This is a genomic window from Actinocrinis sp. (assembly GCF_035938995.1).
Classification (GTDB): Bacteria; Actinomycetota; Actinomycetes; order Streptomycetales; family Catenulisporaceae; genus DASZGI01.
In genome coordinates this window covers 1-18707 of record NZ_DASZGI010000075.1, presented here as the reverse complement: position 1 = coordinate 18707, position 18707 = coordinate 1, and the positions used below count along the sequence as shown (strand labels likewise).

The window sequence follows — 18707 nt, the reverse complement described above, 5'->3', positions numbered from 1 at the left end:
CTCGCGTTGACCGGGAAGCTTGACCGCAACATCTCCTCCCACTGGCCGGATCCGGTCCTGGTCTTCGAGCCCGATCCCGACGACGGACCCGTGCTCGTCGTCAAGCGCTACCGTGTCGCCGAGTCGAACCAGCAGGCGTTCCTGCAGGCCATGGAGTTGGTCGGGCGTTCCCGGCGCCGCACGGGCGCGGTGCGCTGGGACGTGTTCCGAGACGGGGACAGCGCGGACGGCTTCACCGAGGTCTTCGCCCTGCGCTCATGGGGCGAGCACCTGCGCCAGCACTCCGACCGGCTCACCGGGGCCGACGCACAGTTCGAACAGCGCGCCCTGGACCTCGTGCAGGGCGAGCCGACCGTAGAGCACCTGCTCCCGCCCACCGTCCGCTCGTCACCACCCGCCGGGGCCAACCAGTCCGCGACCCACGAGGGCTGATTCCAGCCGGCCCCAGACCACGCATCGCATCAGGCTATTGTTTTAGTTCTCTGCTCGGCGGCGGGGCCGGCGAGCGGTGTGCTGTGGTCTGCGGTGATGCGTGTTCCGGCGTGTTCGGATAGTGCGCGGGCCCCGTCCGCGAGGCGGGCGATGTAGGCGGGGGATCCGGTTGCCTCGGTGAAGCTGGCGGCGGCGTCGATCTTGGGTCCCATCGAGCCGGTGCCGAGGCCGTCCTGGGCGAGAAGCGATCTGGCCTGGCTGACCGTGAGGGTTGAGAGCCGTTCCTGTTGTGGTGTTCCGTATCCCCGGTACACGCCGTCCACGTCGGTCAGGATCAGCAGCGTATCGGCGTGCACGGTCTGGGCCAGGATGCAGGCGGCGAGGTCCTTGTCCACGACGGCCTCGACACCGACCAGGCGGGAGCCGATCTCGACCACCGGCACCCCGCCTCCGCCGCAGGCGATGACGGTGGCGCCGCTGCGGACCAGGCCGACGATCTCGGGAGCCTGTTCGATCGCGCAGGGCCGCGGCGAGGGTACGGTGCGCCGCCAGTTCCCATCGCCGGATCCCAGAGGGCTCATGTGGTATCCGAAGTCCCGCGCCATGCGCCGGGCCTGCGCGCGCCCGTAGTAGGGGCCGATCGGTTTCGCCGGATGTTGGAACGCGGGGTCGTCCGAACGCACCCGGGTGAGCGTGAGGATGTTCACCACCGGCCGGTCCAGCCCCTTCTCCTTGAACGTGTTGCGGATGGCGGTCACCAGCAGGAACCCGATCTGCCCCTGGCTCTGCGCGCCGCAGACGTCGAGCGGCATGGCGGCCGTCACCGCTTTGGCCGTCTCGTTCTGCAGCAGGATCCGGCCGACCTGCGGGCCGTTGCCGTGCGTGATGACGACCTCCCATCCCTGGCTCGCGATCTCGGCTATGACCCCGGCCGCGACATCCGCCGAGGCGCGCATGGCCTCCGCGGTGTCTGCCATGGTTCTGTCAAGCAGAGCGTTTCCGCCGAGGGCGATGACGACACGGCGAGCGTTCATGGGTGGATCCTTTCCGTGCTATGCCAAAGAGCTTCAACCGATCCGGGTCGGCGGGTGGGTGTTTCGGGCCTGCTGCGGCCTGTGTCCGTGCGCTGTGGGTGCGATCCGATTCGGAAGTCCGCGCCGGCGTCGAGGATGCCGAGCATCATCTCGGTGCCCGAGGTGGCTCCGTGCCGCAGCACGCGCCGTACGCGGGCGTTGAGGCGCTGCGTCGTGGATGGGCGCAGCAGCGCTCGAAGGCACTCGTCCAGGAACTGCGGGATCATCCCTGCCGCGTACTCGCCGAGCAGGAACTGCGACAGCGGGTGTGTGCTGCCGGGTTCAATGGTGTTGACGGCGGCGCGGAGAAGCGTTCGGGCGGTGAGGGCGGCGGGGCTGTCGGTCGCGAGGTGCAGCAGCGCCGCGAGGTAGCCGGCGAGGTAGTCGTCACCGGCGGGGGTGAGGCCCGGTCCGAGTCCGGCCAGATCGGCGACAGCGCGCTGTATTGCCGTTGGATTCGCGCCCAGACAGCCGTCGCGCAGCGCGAGTACCGGCCCGGAGATCAGCGGACGCGCCAGGAAGCAGCCGTGCCTGCTGACGATGTCCGCGGCGATGGACAGGCGGGCGCCGAGCCCGTCGCCGGCGAGGAGCGGGGGTGACGGCCGCCAGCGTGTCGCGTGTTCCCATGTGACGATCTCACCGGCGTCGCCGACCACGGAGGTTTTCCCGACCGTCACCGTGTCACCGACCGACACGGCACGAGCGAGTGCGCGATGGGCTTCGACCAGCACGGTTCGTGGCCCGCACCCCAATCGCGCGTCGCAGAGCATGACCCAGCTGTTTCCCGGGCTTCTGAGGTTGACCGCCGACTCGGACACGTAGGCGACGACGGCCGGCTTCCCGGTGGCGTCGAAGAGCCTCGCGTCGGCGGCTACTGCACGCAGTGCGTTCACGACGCCCACCCGGCCGCCGCCGGAACTGTCGACTCGTCAGTGAGATTCATGCTGAACCAGGCCTCGAGCGCTTGGATGAAACACGCCGCGGGCGCCCGGGACACGCCCGCGCCGATGATGCGGTGTCCGGGTTCGCGGTGCGCCGTCGCGGTATCGATGATCGGCAGCACGGCGGTCTGGACGACACGGCGGATGTCGATGCCGAGCATGGCCCCGGCGAAGTCCCACTGCGGGACGGCGAGTGCCGGATTGCGGCCCGCTGTGATCTTCGACATCTCGGCGCTGCCGGCGAGCAGCTCACGGTGGGTGCGCCCGATCAGACCGGCGATGCCCGGCGCCGCGGCCATGGCGAACGCGCCCAGGCCGACCGTCTCGGTGATGGCCGAGTCGCCGACGTCCAGGCCGGCGTCGTCCGGGCCGTAGCCGGGGAAGTAGACACCCTGGACGGCGGGAGCGGGCGCGGTGAACCAGGCCGGCCCGGTTCCGCTCGTGCGGATGCCGAACTCGGTTCCGTTGCGGCTCATCGCGGTGACGAGGGTGCTCAGCGGCACCGCGTCGGCGGCGGAGGCGATGAGTTTGGCAGCGGCCATCGCCAGGGGCAGGAACGTCAGCTCGTTGCCGGCCAACTCGTCGAGCGTCGCCGCCGCCTCCGGCCGCGGGTTCTCCCGGACGAGCGCTGGCGCGAGCCTTCGCAGCAGCAGTGCGCTGGCGGCCGTCTGCCTGCTGTGCAGTTCGTCGCCCATCATCAGCGCCTGCGCCATGAGCTGGTTCAGATCCAGGCTGCCGACGGCGCCCAGCGCCCGGCGAAGTGCCGGGTAGAAGACGTCGTTCCAGGTGCGGATCTCCTCCAGGGCACCCTCGTCATAGCATCCGAACAAGCTGTCGTACTCGATCGAGCTGTAGGCGCGGCGGCCTGAGGCCCGGTCCTCGACGACGAACACCTGCATCGACGGGGACAGGACGCCGGCCATCGGAGCCACGCCGCCCAGGTCGTGATTGGGCACCAGCGTGAGACGGCCGTCCTGCGCCAGCCGCGTCGCCGCCGCCGGGGTTTTCGCCCAACCCTCGTGCAGGACAGCGGCGATCACGGCGCCGCGCTGGGCGCCCGACATACGCCGCCAGGTCACCGGCGGGCCGGCGTGCGTCAGCGCCAGCCGCGGCAACTCGGGGAAGAGTTCGCCCAGCGGTGCCACGCCCACCCAGACGGGCTGCACTGCGAGCATCCTGGCCAGCGCAACCTCATTGGCCGCGTCGACCTGACGGCGGGTGATTTCGAGTGTCATCTCCACCTCGGGTGGCGTCAGAGAATCTTCGCCAGCCGGTCCGCGAGCGCGGGGTCCCCGCCCAGCGGCGGGCGCCAGTCGACCTGTACCACTGGGGCGCCCACTGTCCGCAGAGCGTCATGGAAGCCACGCAGACCGACGTTGACGACCCGGCACCGGCTGCCGAAGAGCGGCTGTGAGCCGGTGGTAGCCGCCGCGCTGTCGGATCGCGACGGGACGACCGAGCACGCATCGGCGTCGGCAGCGCCGCCGCCGGCAACCAGGCATGCCAGCCGCGCCGCCTGGGCGTTGGTCGGCAGCACGACCACGCCCGCGGTCTGGAGCAGCGCCTCCGACCTGCGCAGGCCCTGCGGGTCGGCGTTCGTACCGCACACCGAGGCGATGAACGACAGTTCCCGGCCGTCGCGAGCCGCCCGGCGTCGACCGGCGTCGACCGCTTCGGCGAGCTCGGCCGCCGGGTCCGGATGGGCGCCGAAGCCGAGCACGACGTCGAAGAGCACCACGCCGACATGAGGTTCGCCAGCGCACTGGAGCAGCAGTTGCGCGCGCAGGCTCGTGTCGATCATCGGATGGGGGCGCCCGACGGTGAACTCGTCGCCACCGAGGTCGATGAGGCAGTGGTCGGCGTTGGGAAACACGACGCTCTTCGCGCCGTCTGGCGTGACCGCGGGCTGAACTGCCAGGTTTCGCTCAGCCAAGAGCAGCGCTGCTTCCTGGCACAGTGTTCCGCCGCAGTACAGTCCGCGGATCAGGTTCTGGCCCGGCAGCAGCTTCTCCCGTTCGCACTTGAGCACGGTCGCGACCTCGTCGCCCGGCCACCAGAATTCCAGTGGCCCGCACGGCCATTCGGCCCCGACCAGGCGGGCCACCTCGGGCACCACGTCTTCGAGAAGGCGTACGTAGGTCACGCTCTCGCTCGCGGAACCCTTTGGAAGGTAGCCCAGGAAGTTGACGACGCCCGGCTTTCCGCAGGCCCCCAGGCTCGCCACCACCCGGTCGGCGACCTGCGCAGACGGCAGCTTCGAGACGAGTACCACCACGTCCGTGGCCGGATCGCGCGCCAGCAGCTCCAAGGCCTGCAGGGTCGACGCGCCGCCCACCTCGGCGGAAAGGTCCCGGCTTCCCGTGCCGATCGCCTGGGAGACACCCAGGCCCGCCCGGGCGAGCAGGCAGGTGACGGCCTGCATACCGGTGCCGGATGCGCCGATCACGCCGACTCTGCCCGGCGGCACGGCGTTGGCGAATCCCAGCGGCACGCCGTCGATGATCGCCGTGCCGCAGTCGGGCCCCATCACCAGCCTGCCTTCGGCGCGGCCGATCGCTTTCAGCCTCACCTCGGCCGCGACGGTCACGTTGTCGCTGAAGAGCATGACGTTCAGGCCCCGGGACAACGCCCGCCGTGCCTCCGCCGCGGCGAAGGCGCCCGGAACGGAGATCAGCGCGACGTTCGCCTCCGGGTCGGACTGGACCGCTTCCTCCAGGCTGGACCAGTGGGACTCGCTAGCTGTCCCGGGGCCGTCGGCGGCGGCGGTTGCCGCCGTCAGCTGCGCGATCGCCGCGGCCACCGCCGCATCGGCGGCGGTTTGCGTCTCGGCCGACACGACGACGATCAAGTCGCTGGGATCGGCTGATTCAGCAGCCTGCGGCAGCAGGCCGCCGGCGCGGAGCGAGCGCTTGTTCGCAGGTGTGCCCATCATCATGGCGACGTCGAGGACCCCGGGATCCTTTCGGATCGCCTGCGCCGCGCGCATCAGGAACACTGAGTCGCGGTAGTAGTCCGGCTGTATGTGACACACGGTCACCATGATCGGCTCCCTTCTCGTGGACGGTGCGGACGACGCCGTGAGTGCGTACTCGCTCAGGTCAGCGTGTTTCGCCCGGGACTTCCCGCGAACCTGCTGCTAGAGGGAGCGCTGCTGCGCAACCGTCGTCGGCCTGCGCGCGAGCGCGACGTGGATGGTGAAGGAAACCGCCAGTCCGACGAAGACGGAGATGTCGGCGCCGTCGATCGCGCCCACCAGGGGACCGCGCAGGAGAGTCGCGTTGGTGAATAGGTAGGTGCATACCAGGCCGGCTGCGAACGCGATGAGCGCCGACGGGTTCCAACCGCTTCTGTACCAGTAGGGGCCGCCGCGTGGCTTCTGAAGTCCTTGTGCGTCGTACGAATTGCGCCGGACCCAGATCTCTGCGAGGTAGACGCCTGCCCAGGGCGCGATCCAGAGCACCATCAGTGCGAGGAAGTTCTGGAAGGAGGAGGTGAAGTTGGACACGAAGAGCGCGTAGGCCGCCATCGTGGTCGCGATCACGCCGTCCGCCATGACCGCGCGGGGGCGGCTGATCCGCACTCGCAGGGCGAGCAGGCTCATCCCCGAGGAGTAGGTGTTGAGGAAGTTGTTGGCGATGGCGCCGCCTATGACGATGAGCAGGAAGACCGCGAAGAACCAGGTGGGCACGAGCGTGCGCAGGCCGCCGACCGGGTCCGTCATGTTCGCGGCGGTGCCGGCCGCGGCGCCGATGACGCTGATGCCGATCGCGGGAATGATCGACCCGAGAGTCGTGCAGAGCCACACCGCCTTGGACGATTCGTCCGGCCGCAGATAGCGGGCATAGTCCGCGGGGTAGTTCATCCAGGACATGGCCGACCCCGCGACCAGGACCTCCACCGCGAGGATCCAGGTGGCGGTCGAGGTGGAGGCCGCGCCGGCGCTGACGGAGAAGCCGCCGAGGTGGCTCTTCGGCAGCACGAAGACCGCCAGCAGTACCGTGCCGACGCCGAGGGCGTAGGTGAGGATCCGCTGAACCAGCACGATCGTGGCGTGCCCGAAGATGGCGATCCCGAAGGTGACCGAAGCGACCAGAGCGAGCGCGGCGATCTTCACCCACAGCCCGCTCAGGTGGGCCAGTTCACCGAGCTGCACCAGCGCGAGCGTCGCGACCACGATGAACACGGCCTCCCAGCCGACGGTCGTCAGCCAGCTGAGGAAGGCGTACGGTCCGTTTCCCCTGGTCCCGAACGCGCTTCGGGACACGACCATCGTGCCCGTGCCCGCCTTCGGCCCGGGAATCGCGGCGGCGCCGAGCAGGACGTAGAACGAGTGCGCCACGACGATCGCCACCACGGCCGGCCAGAATCCCACGCCGAAGCTGATGATGAGCGAGCCGAGGATGAGATACACGTAGTTGGTGTTGGCGGCCGCCCAGACGAAGAAGAGCTCCCTGGGACGGCCGTGCCGGTCCGCCAGCGGAATGGTGTTCACCCCGTGCGTCTCGACGCTGAAGGCCTCGTCCTTCTGGACCTGCGGTCGGACAGCGGCGGCTTGCGTCTTCTGGTCTGTCATGGCTCGCCCTCTCGCCTGGGTGCGGCGTTCGCGGTGGATGCCGCCGGACGCTGGCCCAGGCCCGGTGAAGCTAAGGACCCATCGAAGCTGGGCCGAAATTTGTTATCCTAGGATCCTAGGTTACGCTTCGTAAGCTAGCTCTCCCGGACGGGGCAGGTCAAGAGCGGGCGCCGGGCGTACCTCGCGGGCCGGGCACTCCCAGGGACCTACCATGGAACGCGCGACAGCCCTTCGGTGAAAGACAGAGAGAAAGCGGAGAGACGTTCGATGCAGAGCCCTCCGATCCGACTCATCGACAAGGGCAGTCGAATTCCCTATTACTATCAACTGGGCGAAATCCTCAAAGAGGAGATCGAGCTCGGCAGATGGGCGCCGGGAGACCTGCTGCCGAGCGAGGCCGGCATGGAGGAGATCTTCGTCGTCAGCAGGACGGTCATTCGCAAGGCGCTGGACATGCTCGAGGCCGACGGCGCCGTGATCCGGCAAAAGGGCCGGGGAACGGTGGTGGCCAAGCCGAAGTTTCGCTATGAGGCGGTGGCTGCGGCGGGGGAGTGGTCGCGCGGTGGGCTGACCGGGGAGCCGCGGCTCGGTCAGGTGATCGACGTGCGCCGGGTCCTGGCGGGCGCTCACGTCGGCAGGGTGCTTAGCACGGCGCCGGAGGACGAGATCCTCGAGTTGACCGTGACCCAGACCGTGGGCGGTCAGCCGGCGTCGTTCAGCCAGATCTACGTGCGGATGGATGCCACGCCGGCGCTGAGCCGGCTGACGGGCGACGCTGACGGCGTCCTCTCGCTGGTCGAGGGTGGCCCGGATGTTCTTGCTCAATTGGCTGCGGCCTATGACTTCTGGCTCAGCGAATCACGGATGACGGTGGAAATCAGTCTGGCCACGGAATTCGAGGCCGAACTGATCGACACTCCGCAGCATTCCCCGGTGTTCCTCCTGAGCTCGGTAGACCTGGACAGAAACGGCGTGCCGGTCTCCTTCACCCGGACCGTCGTCCGGTCTGATCACTTCCGATTCACCGTCGATATCAAGTACCCCGCCGCCGATGACGCCGGTCCGGATGCGCAAGGCGTGATGTCGATGCTTGCGTCGAAGACCGCCACGCCGACCGGCCAGTAGCCCTACCCGGAGATGGACGGTTGATCTGGTGGGGCTGATGATGGCCTTGGCGTCACGTTCGCAGGGGAGGCCGCGATGGCGTATGACGTGGATCTGGCAGATCGCATCCGCGTGTGTCTCGGGTCTGAGGACCGGCTGACCGAGAAGGCGATGTTCGGCGGTCTCGCGTTCCTGATCGGCGGGAATATGGCGATCGCGGCAAGCGGCCAGGGCGGCGTTCTCGTGCGTGTCGATCCGAAGGAGTCGGACGAACTCGTGCGCACGACGGGAGCGACGGTGGCGGTCATGCGGGGCAAGGCGATGGCGGGGTGGTTGCGCGTGGCCCCAGAGGACGTGCGCACCGATCGCGAGTTGGAAACGTGGGTGCGTAGGGGTGTCGGGCACGCCCGTTCTCTTCCGGTCAAGTAGAGCGCGTTCGCCGGGCCGGTGAGCCTCCGTTCGTGGGATTGCGGTAGCGGTTGGATTCGTATGTTGGGATACGGCGGTTATGGGGATGCCGTCACGGGTCGTACTGGTTCGCCGAGCGCGTAGGCGACCGCCTCGTCGAGGTCGAGACGGGCGCCGCGAGCGTAGGCCGCTTCGTAGGCGCCCCGGCCGAGGGCCGCGTCGGCGCCCTGGCGTCTGCCGTGCCAGACGTCTTCTTAGTGGCTCCTTAGGTGCGTCTTAGCGTCAGGTCCGGTGTGCTGACCGCCGTGCGCGAGCCGGGCGACCCACACGCCGCGGCAGCCACGCCCTGTACCTGAACGGAAGGGTGAAGACACGTGCGGCATGACGAATTCGACGACGGCGGCCGTCAGGAGGGCCTGCGCCGGCTCGGCAAGCTGACCTGGCGCGCGACGCAGCTGAGCGCTCTGACGGTGGTGGCCTTCGTGACGCTCTTCGCGCGGTCCGCGCCCACGAACGCGGCCGGTACCGCGTCGACCGTTCCGCAGCCCACGGGCAGTGCCGGGGCGAGCCAGTCCGGTACCGCATCGGATCCGGCCTCTTCCCCCGCCTCCGGATCCGGTGCGGGTCAGAGCTCTTCTGCGGCGGCGGGTTCGTCCTCGGCGCCCGCAGCAGCAGGCACGTCCGCGGCGGCCAAGAGCGGCGGCCAGAGCACCGCCCCGGCGCCCGTGCGGTCCAGCGCGCCGCCCGGTCCCGCGCCCAAGTCCTCGACCCCCGTAGCCCCGCCGCCCAAACCGCCGACCACGACGTCCGCGCCGGTGCAGACGACGACGTCGGCGACCAAGTAGCGATGCGAGCCGACAGCAGCGTCGGCGCGGCCGGCCCGTCCGCCGGTGCGACGCCGCAGGTTTCCTTCCGCGCGCTGGGCACCACGGCGAGCCTGCTCGTGGACTGTCCGGCCGCGCTCGAGCGGGGCCGGGCCCTGCTGGAGGAGGAACTCGCGGCGATCGACTTGGCCTGCTCCCGGTTCCGGCCGGACTCCGAGCTGACCCGGGTCAACCACGCGCCGGGCCGCCCGGTGCGGATCAGCGCACTGCTGACGCAGGCGCTGGCGGTGGCGTTGGAGGCGGCCGCGGCCACCGACGGCGACGTCGATCCGACCTGCGGCGGGGCGCTGATCGATCTCGGCTACGACCGCGATTTCGCCGCGGTCGCCTCCGGGGACGCGCGCGGCGGCAAGCACGGCGTGGTCACCGCACGCGCGATCCCGGGCTGGCGCAAGGTCGAGCTCGACCGCCGGGAGAACCTGGTGCGGGTGCCCTCCGGCGTGGTCCTGGACCTGGGCGCCACGGCCAAGGCGCTGGCGGCCGACCGCGCCGCCGCGCGTATCCACGCGGCGGTCGGCTGCGGCGTCCTGGTCAACCTGGGCGGGGACATCGCCGTTGCGGGCCAGGCCCCGGACGGCGGCTGGCGGGTGCGCGTGATCGATGACGAGGACGCCGCCGGACGGGTGCCGCAGCAGGCCGTGGCCGTCACGGTCGGCGGGCTCGCGACCTCAAGCACCGGTGTGCGCGTCTGGCGCCGCGGCCCGGAGAACGTGCACCACATCGTCAGCCCGGCGACCGGGCGCAGCGCAGAACCGTACTGGCAGACGGTCACGGTGGCTGGGGACACGTGCGTCGCCGCCAACATCGCCTCGACCGCCGCGATCGTGCGCGGGCCGGGCGCCGTTGCCTGGCTCGAAGCACTGGGCATGCCGGCGCGGCTCGTGCGACCCGACGGCGCCACGACCTACACCGGCCCCTGGCCCCGCCCCGACGCGGCGACCGGAAACGGATCCTGACCATGCCTGTCCACGTCTCCTTCCAAGGACCCGGCCTGTGGTACGCGACCCGCGCCACCGGCCTAGTCGCGTTCCTGCTGCTGACGTTGTGCGTGGTGCTCGGCCTGGTGACGGTGGTTCGGTTCACCACCGCGAAGCTGCCGCGCTTCGTCACGGTCGGGCTGCACCGCAACACCTCGCTGCTCGCCGTGGTGTTCCTGGCCCTGCACGTGCTGACCACGGTCGTGGACTCCTACACCTCGATCGCGCTGAGCGCCGCGTTCATTCCGTTCAGCTCGCACTACCGCACGTTCTGGCTCGGCCTGGGCGCGGTCGCCTCGGACCTGCTGCTCGCCCTGATCGTCACCAGCCTGGTGCGGCTGCGGCTGGGTTTCCGCAGCTGGCGGATGATCCACTGGCTGGCGTACGTGTGCTGGCCAGTCGCGCTCGTGCATGCGCTGGGCACCGGAACCGATCCGGCGACCCCGTGGATGTCGGCGATGGCGGTGCTCTGCGTCGCGTGTGTCGTCTGCGCGATCGGCTGGCGGCTCGCGAACGGCTGGCCCGCGCGCAAGGGTCTGCGCCTGGGCGTGGCCGCAGCGACCGTGGCCGCGGTGCTCGCGCTCGGAGCGTGGGCGTGGAGCGGCCCGCTGGCGCCGCACTGGTCGCAGCGCGCGCTCGGCGCTCGGTCGGCAGACCTCGGCGGGAAGTGAACCGCTTCGCATTCGTCGGCGCCCGCCTGCGCCGGCAGATGCCGGTCGGCGCCGTCGCCCTGTTCGCCGCCGTCGTGTCCACCTGGGGCCTGGCGCACGAGTCGGTGCACCCGTACTACGCCGCGGCCGCGCGGTCGATGTCCGGAAGCTGGAAGTCGTTCGCATTCGGCGCGCTCGATCCGTCGGCGTCCATCAGCGTGGACAAGCTGCCCGGGGCACTGTGGGTTCAGGCGTTGTCCCTGCACGTCTTCGGCCCGCATGTCTGGGCACTGATGCTGCCGCAGGCCGTCGAGGGCGTCGCGGCGACCGTGCTGCTGTACCGCCTGGTCCTCAAGTGGGCGGGCGGCGGCGCAGCCACCGTCGCCGCCGTGGTCTTCGCGACGACCCCGGCCGTCGTCGTCACCGAACGCAGCGAGCTGCCCGACCCGCTCCTGGTGCTGTTGTCGCTGGCGGCGGCCGGTTCGCTGACCAAGTCCCTCGAGCGCGCTGTCCCGGGGGCGCTGCTGCGCTGCGGCTTGTGGGTCGCGCTCGCCTTCCAGGTCAAGATGGCGCAGGCGTGGCTGCTGCTTCCCGTCTTCGCGGCCGTCTACCTGATCGAAGGCCCCGTTCCACCACTACGCCGATGGACACGGGCCGCCTCGATGTGTCTGGTCTCGGTCGGCGCTTCGCTGGTCTACGTCAGCGCCCTGTGGCTCATCCCGGCCGCCCACCGGCCCTACGCCGACGGCACCGTCGACGACAACCCGTTCGCCATGGTCTTCGGCTACAACGCACTGGACCGATTCGGCCAGACGTCCGGCGCCCAAGCGGCCATCGTCGCGGCGGGCACGCCGACGAACACCATGGGATGGCGCACGCTGCTTGACCCGGTCTACTTCGCGCCCCAATACGCGTGGGCCGCGCCCCTGGCCCTGGTCGGCCTCGGGATCGCGCTGCGCCGGGTGGTCGGCACGGCGCGGGGCGACCGCACGCGGGCGGGCTATCTGCTGTGGGGTGGCTGGCTGCTCGTCCATGTCGTCGCGTTCAGCCTCGCGAGCGCGTTCCACGGTTACTACACGGCCGACCTGGCACCCGCGCTCGCGGCGCTCGCCGGGGACACGGCGGTGCGGCTGTACCGGGTGCACGGCGTCGGCGCTGGCGGCATCAGGGGGCGCGGTCTCCCGCTCGCGCTGGTCGCCGGGGTTTGCTGGGCGGCGTGGCTCGATGCGCACCACCCGGACTTCGTGCCCTGGCTTACCGGCGCCACCGCGGCGACAGGGCTCTGCGCCGCACTGGCGTTGACGGCCTGCGCGCACCGCCGCGCGCAGCGTCTGCGCCCGGCGGTGATTCGGGGCGGCGCCGCAGTCGGCGCGTGTTCGCTGCTGCTCGCACCCACGGCGTGGGCGCTGTCCGCTCTCAACCCGCTCTACTACGGCACGCCGTTCGCGCCCATGGCAGGCCCCGCCGGCTCGAACCACCACACCGTGGTCGACCTGCATCGACCGCTGCCCGACTACACCCTCGCAGCGCCCGGCGCCGGCAGCGCCTCACTGTGGAACTACCTGCGCGTTCACCGGGGCACGACACGCTTTCTGGCCGCGACCGCCGGTGCGGGGCCCGCCGAACCGCTGCTGGGCTCCGGCGCCGGACCGGTGCTGGTCATCGGCGGCTTCACCGGGCTGGTGCCGTTCCCGTCCGGCTCGGATTTCGCACACCTGGTCGCATCGGGCGAGGTGCGCTACGCCGTGCTGACGCACCCGGTGCCGCCGACCGCAGCGGATCACTGGATCGTCGCGACGTGCGCGATCGTGTCGTTTCCCACGCCGCAGGCGCTGAACGCGGCGGTGGTGACGCTCTACGATTGCGGGCCTGCCCGCGCCTCTGCCCAGTCCCTACGAGCCGCGGGTTGACCGGGAAGCGGCGCGGTGGCGACGGCGGCCGCGCCGGTACTTCGGTTCCAGCGGCGGGCCGAGTTCGAGGGTGACGCGCGCTCCGCCCAGTGTGCCGCTTCCCACGGTCAGCGCGCCTCCGGAGCAGGCGGCGGTGCGGCGGGCGATGTCCAGCCCCAGACCGGTGGAGCCCTCGCCGCTGACGCCGCGGTGCACCGCGGTGCGCCCGGACAGCCCGGGTCCGGCGTCGTCGACCGAGAGCCGGGCGCCCCCGGCGGGGCGGGCGACCAGTTCGAGGGCGAACGCGGTGCCGTCTGGAGTGTGCGCGAACACGTTGTCGAGCAACACGTCCACCGCCGCGGCCAGATCCTCGGAGCCGACCCGCACCGGCAGCGGACCGGGCGCGGTGCGCACCGTCATCGGCCGCTGCTGCTCCTCGGCCAGCGCCGACCAGAAGCTGGCGCGCTCATCGACCACGGCCGCCGCGTCGCAGGTCACCCACACGCCCTCGCGTGCGGGTCGGCGCAGCTCGCGGATGATCTCGTTGACCGCGCCCTCGACGGCGTCGACGCCCTCGCCGATGCGGTCCCGGCTCTCCGGATCGGCAATGCCTTCGGCGTCGATGCGCAGCGCGGTCAGCGGGGTGCGCAGCCGGTGCGAGAGGTCGGCGCTGTACTCGCGCTCCCGGGCGAGCAGTTCGCCCATGCGCACCGCCAGTCCGTTGAGCGCGGTCCCGACCCGCTGCACCTCCCGGGGCCCGGCGGGTTCGGCACGCGCCGTCAGATCCCCTTCGGCCAGCCGGTCCGAGGCGCCGGCCAGGTCCGCCAGCGGCCGCACCAGCGAGCGCGCGAGCCGGTCGGCGACCAGCGCGCTCAGCGCGAGCAGGCCCAGGCCGACGGCGGCGAGCAACAGCCAGGCGCGCACCACCCCGTGCCGCAGCACCGAGTCGGGCACGAACACCCGGATGACCGCCGTGCCGCCGAGCCCGCTGCCCGAGGCGGTCGCGTCGCCGGGCAGTCCCTGGACGGAGACGAGCACTTCGAGTCCCCCGGGAACCTGGGCGGTGATGCTGCGCCCGCTGCGCGCCAGGCGCACCCCGGCAGAGGCCTGTGCCCGCGCCCCGACCGTGGCGCCGTCCGGAAGGAACACGGTGACCGGCTGGTCCGGGGAGGCCGCGTTGAGCTGGTCGACGGCCAGCGTGAGCGTGTTGCCGGACACCGTCGCGACGACCGGGGTCAGCGACTGGGCCTGGGCCACCGCGCCGGCCACCGCACGGTCGGCCGCGAAGGTGCGGATCAGCAGCGCCAGGGGGAGCAGGAACGCGGTGAGCACCAGCGAGGTGGTCGCCAGCACGAGCAGCACCAGGCGCAGCCTCATCGAGACCGCCCGCGGACCGCCGCAGCCGCCGGGTCCGCCCGCCGTGTCGGGCCGCTCATTGCGTCGGATCGACGAGTTTGACGCCGACGCCGCGCACGGTGCGCAGGTAGCGCGGCTCCTGCGCGCTCTCGCCGAGCTTGCGCCGCAGCCACGCCAGGTGCACGTCGACCGTCTTGTCCGCGCCGCCGTAAGGCTGCCGCCAGACGTTGGTCAGCAGGTCGCGTTTGGTGACCACCTGGCCCGGCCGGGTGGCGAGGTAGTGCAGAAGGTCGAACTCCTTCGGGCTCAGGTCCAGCATCGTGCCGTCCAGCCGCGCCTCGTAGGCGTCCGGGCGCAGCATCAACCCGCCGATGGTGATCGTCGCGTCGGCGGGCGTGGCGGCGACCGCCCGGCGCAGCACGGCGCGGATGCGCGCGTCCACCTGGCCCGCGCCGAACGGCTTGACGATGTAGTCGTCGGCGCCGTTGTCGAGCAGCCGGATCATCTCGGCCTCGTCGTCCCGGGCGGTGGCCACGATCACCGGAACGGTGCTGACCGCCCGCATCATGCGCAGCGCCTCGCGGCCGTCGAGATCCGGCAGCCCCAGGTCCAGCAGGACCAGGTCCGGCCGGTGCTCGACGACGTGCCCGACCGCCTCCATCGCGGTCGCGGCGCTGGCGACGGCGTGGCCGAGCGCGGTCAGCGAGCGGATCAGCGCCCGACGGATCGCCGCGTCGTCCTCCACGAGCAGCAGCTGGGCCATGAGGCCAGACGATAACCTAACGCCGCAGGAGTCTCGGAACCCGCCGGGATTCTTGGTGTTGCCTTTGCCCGGCCTTAGCGGGCGGGGGAGGAGCTTCATGGGCGTGAAGGGACGCATTCTCGTGAGTGTCTCCGCGTGGCTCGCGGGGGCGGCGGTGGCCACCAGCGGAACACTGGTCGCCGTCTCGTGGATCGGCCAGGGCATCAGCACCACCCCGGTGCGCACGCTCAGCGTCGACCAAGTCGACAGCGCGCTGGCGCAGGTGTCGCCGTCCACGCAGGACTCACCGCAGGAAAGCTCCGCCAGCGCGTCAGCCTCCGCATCCCCGTCGGCCGCGCCCTCGGTCTCACCGTCCGCCAGCGCCGCCCCGACGACATCCGCCCCGAGGACGCTGACGTCGGCGGGCGGATCGGTCATCGCCGTGTGCACGGCGTCCGGCGCGTACCTCACGTCATGGAGTCCGGCGCAGAACTATCAGGTCGCGGCCGTGCGCCGGGGCCCGGCACCCATCGCGCGGGTGATCTTCCAGTCCGGCCTCAGCCATGTCTACCTGGGTGCCGTCTGCCATAGCGGCGTGCCGACCGCTTTCTCTGGTGAGAGCGAATCGACCGGGCCGGACGAATAGCGGCCGGACGAACAGCGCCGCCGCGCCGATCACGTCGTGCGCGCTCGAGTGCGTTGGTCCAGGATCAGCGCGAGCGTCGGGCAGCTGGCCACGGCTCGGCGCGCATGCGCGACCAGATCCCTGGGCACGGGCCCCCGCGCCAGGATCGGGTATCCCCACGGGTCCAGGTCGACCAGTTCTCCCAGCAGCTCGGCGCACATCCCGTGGGCCTCGCAGGTGATCGGATTGACGCGCAGGTAATGGCTCACCTGAACTCCCAGTCGCGCTTGTGGTCTTCGGGCAGCGGCAGCAGCGGCGCGTGCCGCACGCCGTCGCAGGGCCTGTCCTCGTTGTGCCAATAGGCGTCCTCGGCGAAGGTCTTCAACGCGCTACGCACCAGCCCGGTCGCACCGTCCGGGTGCTTGCACGCACCCCGGCCCTCGACCAGGCCGATCAGCTGTTCGATCCGGGCCAGCGTGCGGCCGCGGCCCCCGTTGAAGGCCAGAGCGGCGAACTCCTCGGCCAGCGCGGGCAGCCCGAACACGCACGGACCGCACTGTCCGGCGCTCTCCTCGGCCAGGTAGCGCACCACCCGCGCGGTCTCGGCCAGCGCGCAGCAGCGCTCGGGCAGCGCGATCAGGATGCCCGCGCCCAGCGACCCGCCCACGGCGCGCAGGTCCGCCCGGGTCAGCGGGGTGTACCAGGCCTCGTCGGCCGGGATCCAGGTGCCGAAGTAGCCCCCGGCCAGGATCGCCTGCGGCCGCTCGGCCATTCCGCCCGCCCGCAGGAAGATCTCCCCGATCGGCGTGCCCATCTCGATCTCGTACACCCCCGGCCGCACGACCGCGCCGCTGAGGGTCACCAGGGTGGTGCCGGGTGCCTCGGGGGAGCCCGCGGAGCGGAACCAGGCGTCGCCGTGCCGGGCGATCAGCGCCAGATGCGCGAGCGTCTCGACATTGTTGACCAGCGTCGGGCGCCCGCCGACGCCGCGCTCGTGCGGGCGCGGCGGGGCGTACGTCGGCTTGCCGACGCCGCGGTCCAGGAACTGCACGATCGCGGACTGTTCGCTGGAGACGTAGCGCCGGGGGATCTCGGCCAGGCGGATGGCGACCGGATCGAGCCCGGCCTGCTCCCGCTCCGCGATGGCCTGCTCCACCCGGTCCACGAGACGCGGCTGCCCGCGGTGCACGACCAGGTACGCGTCCTGGGCGCCCAGCGCCTGCGCGGCCAGCGAGATCCCGTCGAGCACGAGGTGCGGTGCCACGCTCAGCAGGAGGTGGTCCTTGGCGCTGCCCGGCTCGCCCTCCGCACCGTTGGCCACGACCACCGCGGACCGCTTCCCGGCCAGAACCGACCGCAGCTTGCGCCCGGTCGGGAAACCCGAGCCGCCGCGGCCGGTCAGGCCCGAGCGCTCGATCACGTCGATCAGCCGCTCCGGACGCTCGGCGACGCCGCCGCCGAGCGGCGCGGGGCCGTGCACCTGCTGATGCGTGGTCAGATCGAGCGGCCTGCCCGGCCGGGCCCCGGCGAGCAGCCGCGGCGCCGTCGTCCGCGCAGGCGCGACGTCGCGTGTGATCACCAATCGGGCTCCTCCTGCCGGCCGCTCGGGTCTTCAGCACAGCGCAGGAAGTGCTAAGACCCGCCTAAGAGGCTGCTAACGGTCGCGACTGAGCCAAGGACCGCGGCGAATTCAGCAGATCTGGCGCAGGTTGGTCAGGCCGATGCGCGGTCGCCCGAGCCGCTGTCCCGCATGCCATATACGAGCCCGATATCACCGGCCACCGAGGCCCGCTCGGCGTGGACTGCGAATCCGCGCCCCGCCAGGATGTCGCGAATCGCCGGCTCGTGCGCGCCCCACCGCTCGACCTCGATGACGACCTGCCTGATCCGCGGCCAGTCGGCGTCGTCGATCCCGGCCAGCACGTCGAACTCCGCGCCCTCCACGTCGATCTTCAGCAGGTCGACGTGGTCGACGGACAGGTCCTGGAGCACCCGCGAGAGCGACCGCACCTGGACCCGGTATGTCTCCATGCTGCGCAGGCGCCGCATTCCCGCCCGGATGAGCGGCCGCAGCACGAATCCCGGCATTCGCCTGAGCACCGGGTGTCGCCGCGCGCCATCCTCCTTGATCCCTTCGAACAGCGCTGCAGCCGCCCGCTCCTGCTCCTGTTCGAGATTCCCCGCGCCGCGCCGGCTCGACGAAAGCAGCGTGGCGCCCGGGAAGTACGTGATCTCGATCTCGCCGTCCGCGGCCGAGAGCCCGTACGGCAGCGGAGTCACTCGGTCGCCGAGCACCTCCGCGGCATTACGCGCGAGCAACGCGTGAATCGGTGGCACCGGCTCGAAAGCAAGGATGCGCACATCGCCGCCCAACCGCTGCCACACGTAAGCGGAGAAGACACCGATGTTCGCGCCGACATCCAGCACCGTAGCGCCGGGCGCAAGCCGGATCCCGTGATCGAGATAGCTGGGCACCTCGTCCCACAGGAAGTCGGCCTCCCATCCGTTGACGGCACGGAGTTGGGGCCTCGCCGCAGCGTCCTGGACCACGCGCAGACCGTATCAGCCCAGCACACTGCAACACCATCGCGCGCAGGTCTCCGCGCGACGCCCGTTGGCCAGGTCAAGCCCGTCGAGCCAGCCACGAATGTATCCACGCGCCCTCACATACGGCTCATCTTAGATACCGATCGTGAACACGACGGGGCGCTCGCGTGTCTCGCTCCTGCGCGGGCGGGACCGGTGCTACGCTCCCGCTGCGCGACAACAGGCATATGACGTCAATGATGTGATGTCCCGGGCTCCCCATGGCGTGCCCGGAGGCTCACATGAATGCACGATGGACGGGGAGGCCACGGTGAATGCCTGCGGCGTAGCCGTGGCGATGCTGTCGGGGTAGAGCTGGGCGGCTCGCTCGTCGACCGGTTCTCCCGGCGGCCGTTCCGGCGGGGTCATCCGGTGACCGGGACGAAATTGCGGATGACCACGGCGGTCGGCGCCGGAGGCGTGACCGTGACCCCCGCCGTCTCGCTGCCGCGGGTGCAAGTTTCACG

The 18707-nt window shown here is 71.1% G+C and carries 18 protein-coding genes; 8 read left to right on the top strand and 10 right to left on the bottom strand.

The window, feature by feature from the left end:
• Window positions 1-432 (top strand): MFS transporter (locus VGZ32_RS04890; protein ID WP_326884603.1); only part of this gene is annotated, 432 nt, incomplete at its 5' end.
• Between the two features lie 29 nt (window positions 433-461).
• On the opposite strand, the gene VGZ32_RS04885 is transcribed toward VGZ32_RS04890, so the two are convergent.
• The 5 genes from VGZ32_RS04885 to VGZ32_RS04865 form a co-directional block, all read right to left on the bottom strand.
• Entirely contained in the window at window positions 462-1466 is a 1005-nt protein-coding gene (locus tag VGZ32_RS04885; protein ID WP_326884602.1) for a carbamate kinase, read from the bottom strand.
• Entirely contained in the window at window positions 1463-2398 is a 936-nt protein-coding gene (locus tag VGZ32_RS04880) for a DUF2877 domain-containing protein (RefSeq protein ID WP_326884601.1), read from the bottom strand. The genes VGZ32_RS04885 and VGZ32_RS04880 overlap by 4 nt, the downstream gene beginning before the upstream one ends.
• Window positions 2395-3681 (bottom strand): DUF1116 domain-containing protein, encoded by a 1287-nt coding sequence (locus VGZ32_RS04875; protein WP_326884600.1) that lies wholly within the window; start codon window positions 3679-3681, stop codon window positions 2395-2397. Before VGZ32_RS04875 ends, VGZ32_RS04880 begins: the two co-directional genes overlap by 4 nt.
• 17 nt (window positions 3682-3698) lie before the next feature.
• Window positions 3699-5486, bottom strand: a complete 1788-nt coding sequence (gene fdrA / locus VGZ32_RS04870) for an acyl-CoA synthetase FdrA (protein WP_326884599.1) — start codon at window positions 5484-5486, stop codon at window positions 3699-3701.
• A 96-nt stretch (window positions 5487-5582) separates the two neighbouring features.
• The gene (locus VGZ32_RS04865) at window positions 5583-7019 is read right to left on the bottom strand and encodes a purine-cytosine permease family protein (protein ID WP_326884598.1); all 1437 of its coding nucleotides are present in this window, start codon (window positions 7017-7019) and stop codon (window positions 5583-5585) included.
• A gap of 267 nt (window positions 7020-7286) precedes the next feature.
• Here VGZ32_RS04865 and VGZ32_RS04860 point away from each other — a divergent pair, with 267 nt between their 5' ends.
• The 6 genes from VGZ32_RS04860 to VGZ32_RS04835 all read left to right on the top strand — a co-directional run bounded on the left by VGZ32_RS04860 (window position 7287) and on the right by VGZ32_RS04835 (window position 12952).
• Window positions 7287-8144, top strand: coding sequence for a GntR family transcriptional regulator (locus tag VGZ32_RS04860; protein WP_326884597.1), 858 nt, complete (start codon window positions 7287-7289; stop codon window positions 8142-8144).
• A 75-nt stretch (window positions 8145-8219) separates the two neighbouring features.
• Window positions 8220-8552, top strand: a complete 333-nt coding sequence (locus VGZ32_RS04855; RefSeq protein ID WP_326884596.1) for a TfoX/Sxy family protein — start codon at window positions 8220-8222, stop codon at window positions 8550-8552.
• 353 nt (window positions 8553-8905) lie between these two features.
• Window positions 8906-9376 (top strand): hypothetical protein, encoded by a 471-nt coding sequence (locus VGZ32_RS04850; protein WP_326884595.1) that lies wholly within the window; start codon window positions 8906-8908, stop codon window positions 9374-9376.
• A 2-nt stretch (window positions 9377-9378) separates the two neighbouring features.
• A complete protein-coding gene (locus tag VGZ32_RS04845) occupies window positions 9379-10371 on the top strand; it encodes an FAD:protein FMN transferase (protein WP_326884594.1) in 993 nt (330 codons plus the stop codon).
• A gap of 2 nt (window positions 10372-10373) precedes the next feature.
• Window positions 10374-11063 carry a ferric reductase-like transmembrane domain-containing protein gene (locus VGZ32_RS04840; RefSeq protein ID WP_326884593.1) on the top strand — a complete coding sequence of 230 codons (690 nt, stop codon included), beginning with the start codon at window positions 10374-10376 and terminating at the stop codon, window positions 11061-11063.
• Window positions 11060-12952 (top strand): glycosyltransferase family 39 protein, encoded by a 1893-nt coding sequence (locus VGZ32_RS04835; protein WP_326884592.1) that lies wholly within the window; start codon window positions 11060-11062, stop codon window positions 12950-12952. Before VGZ32_RS04840 ends, VGZ32_RS04835 begins: the two co-directional genes overlap by 4 nt.
• Here VGZ32_RS04835 and VGZ32_RS04830 read toward each other — a convergent pair.
• Together VGZ32_RS04830 and VGZ32_RS04825 are read right to left on the bottom strand one after the other, a co-directional pair.
• Entirely contained in the window at window positions 12935-14308 is a 1374-nt protein-coding gene (locus VGZ32_RS04830; RefSeq protein WP_326884591.1) for a HAMP domain-containing sensor histidine kinase, read from the bottom strand. The two genes, VGZ32_RS04835 and VGZ32_RS04830, sit on opposite strands and share 18 nt — an antisense overlap.
• Window positions 14309-14363: 55 nt before the next feature.
• Window positions 14364-15050, bottom strand: a complete 687-nt coding sequence (locus VGZ32_RS04825) for a response regulator transcription factor (RefSeq protein WP_326884590.1) — start codon at window positions 15048-15050, stop codon at window positions 14364-14366.
• A 97-nt stretch (window positions 15051-15147) separates the two neighbouring features.
• Here VGZ32_RS04825 and VGZ32_RS04820 point away from each other — a divergent pair, with 97 nt between their 5' ends.
• Window positions 15148-15675, top strand: a complete 528-nt coding sequence (locus tag VGZ32_RS04820; protein ID WP_326884589.1) for a hypothetical protein — start codon at window positions 15148-15150, stop codon at window positions 15673-15675.
• Window positions 15676-15704: 29 nt separating this feature from the next.
• Here the strand turns inward: VGZ32_RS04820 and VGZ32_RS04815 are convergent, their stop codons facing one another.
• From VGZ32_RS04815 to VGZ32_RS04805, 3 genes are all read right to left on the bottom strand, one after another.
• Complete coding sequence (locus tag VGZ32_RS04815; protein WP_326884587.1) at window positions 15705-15923, bottom strand: ferredoxin; 219 nt, start codon at window positions 15921-15923, stop codon at window positions 15705-15707.
• Window positions 15920-17233, bottom strand: a complete 1314-nt coding sequence (locus VGZ32_RS04810) for an NADH-ubiquinone oxidoreductase-F iron-sulfur binding region domain-containing protein (RefSeq protein ID WP_326884586.1) — start codon at window positions 17231-17233, stop codon at window positions 15920-15922. The genes VGZ32_RS04815 and VGZ32_RS04810 overlap by 4 nt, the downstream gene beginning before the upstream one ends.
• Window positions 17234-17367: 134 nt before the next feature.
• Window positions 17368-18204: an FkbM family methyltransferase gene (locus tag VGZ32_RS04805; RefSeq protein ID WP_326884585.1), complete on the bottom strand. Its 837-nt coding sequence runs from the start codon at window positions 18202-18204 to the stop codon at window positions 17368-17370.
• Window positions 18205-18707 lie beyond the last annotated feature (503 nt).

Excerpts from the sequence above, each read along its gene's own strand:
- VGZ32_RS04825 (WP_326884590.1), bottom strand. The coding sequence starts at position 15,050 with ATGGCCCAGCTGCTGCTCGTGGAGGACGACGCGGCGATCCGTCGGGCG.
- VGZ32_RS04855 (WP_326884596.1), top strand. The coding sequence starts at position 8,220 with ATGGCGTATGACGTGGATCTGGCAGATCGCATCCGCGTGTGTCTCGGG.
- VGZ32_RS04860 (WP_326884597.1), top strand. The coding sequence starts at position 7,287 with ATGCAGAGCCCTCCGATCCGACTCATCGACAAGGGCAGTCGAATTCCC.
- VGZ32_RS04875 (WP_326884600.1), bottom strand. The coding sequence starts at position 3,681 with ATGACACTCGAAATCACCCGCCGTCAGGTCGACGCGGCCAATGAGGTT.
- VGZ32_RS04830 (WP_326884591.1), bottom strand. The coding sequence starts at position 14,308 with ATGAGGCTGCGCCTGGTGCTGCTCGTGCTGGCGACCACCTCGCTGGTG.
- VGZ32_RS04840 (WP_326884593.1), top strand. The coding sequence starts at position 10,374 with ATGCCTGTCCACGTCTCCTTCCAAGGACCCGGCCTGTGGTACGCGACC.
- VGZ32_RS04845 (WP_326884594.1), top strand. The coding sequence starts at position 9,379 with ATGCGAGCCGACAGCAGCGTCGGCGCGGCCGGCCCGTCCGCCGGTGCG.
- fdrA (WP_326884599.1), bottom strand. The coding sequence starts at position 5,486 with ATGGTGACCGTGTGTCACATACAGCCGGACTACTACCGCGACTCAGTG.
- VGZ32_RS04865 (WP_326884598.1), bottom strand. The coding sequence starts at position 7,019 with ATGACAGACCAGAAGACGCAAGCCGCCGCTGTCCGACCGCAGGTCCAG.
- VGZ32_RS04820 (WP_326884589.1), top strand. The coding sequence starts at position 15,148 with ATGGGCGTGAAGGGACGCATTCTCGTGAGTGTCTCCGCGTGGCTCGCG.
- VGZ32_RS04885 (WP_326884602.1), bottom strand. The coding sequence starts at position 1,466 with ATGAACGCTCGCCGTGTCGTCATCGCCCTCGGCGGAAACGCTCTGCTT.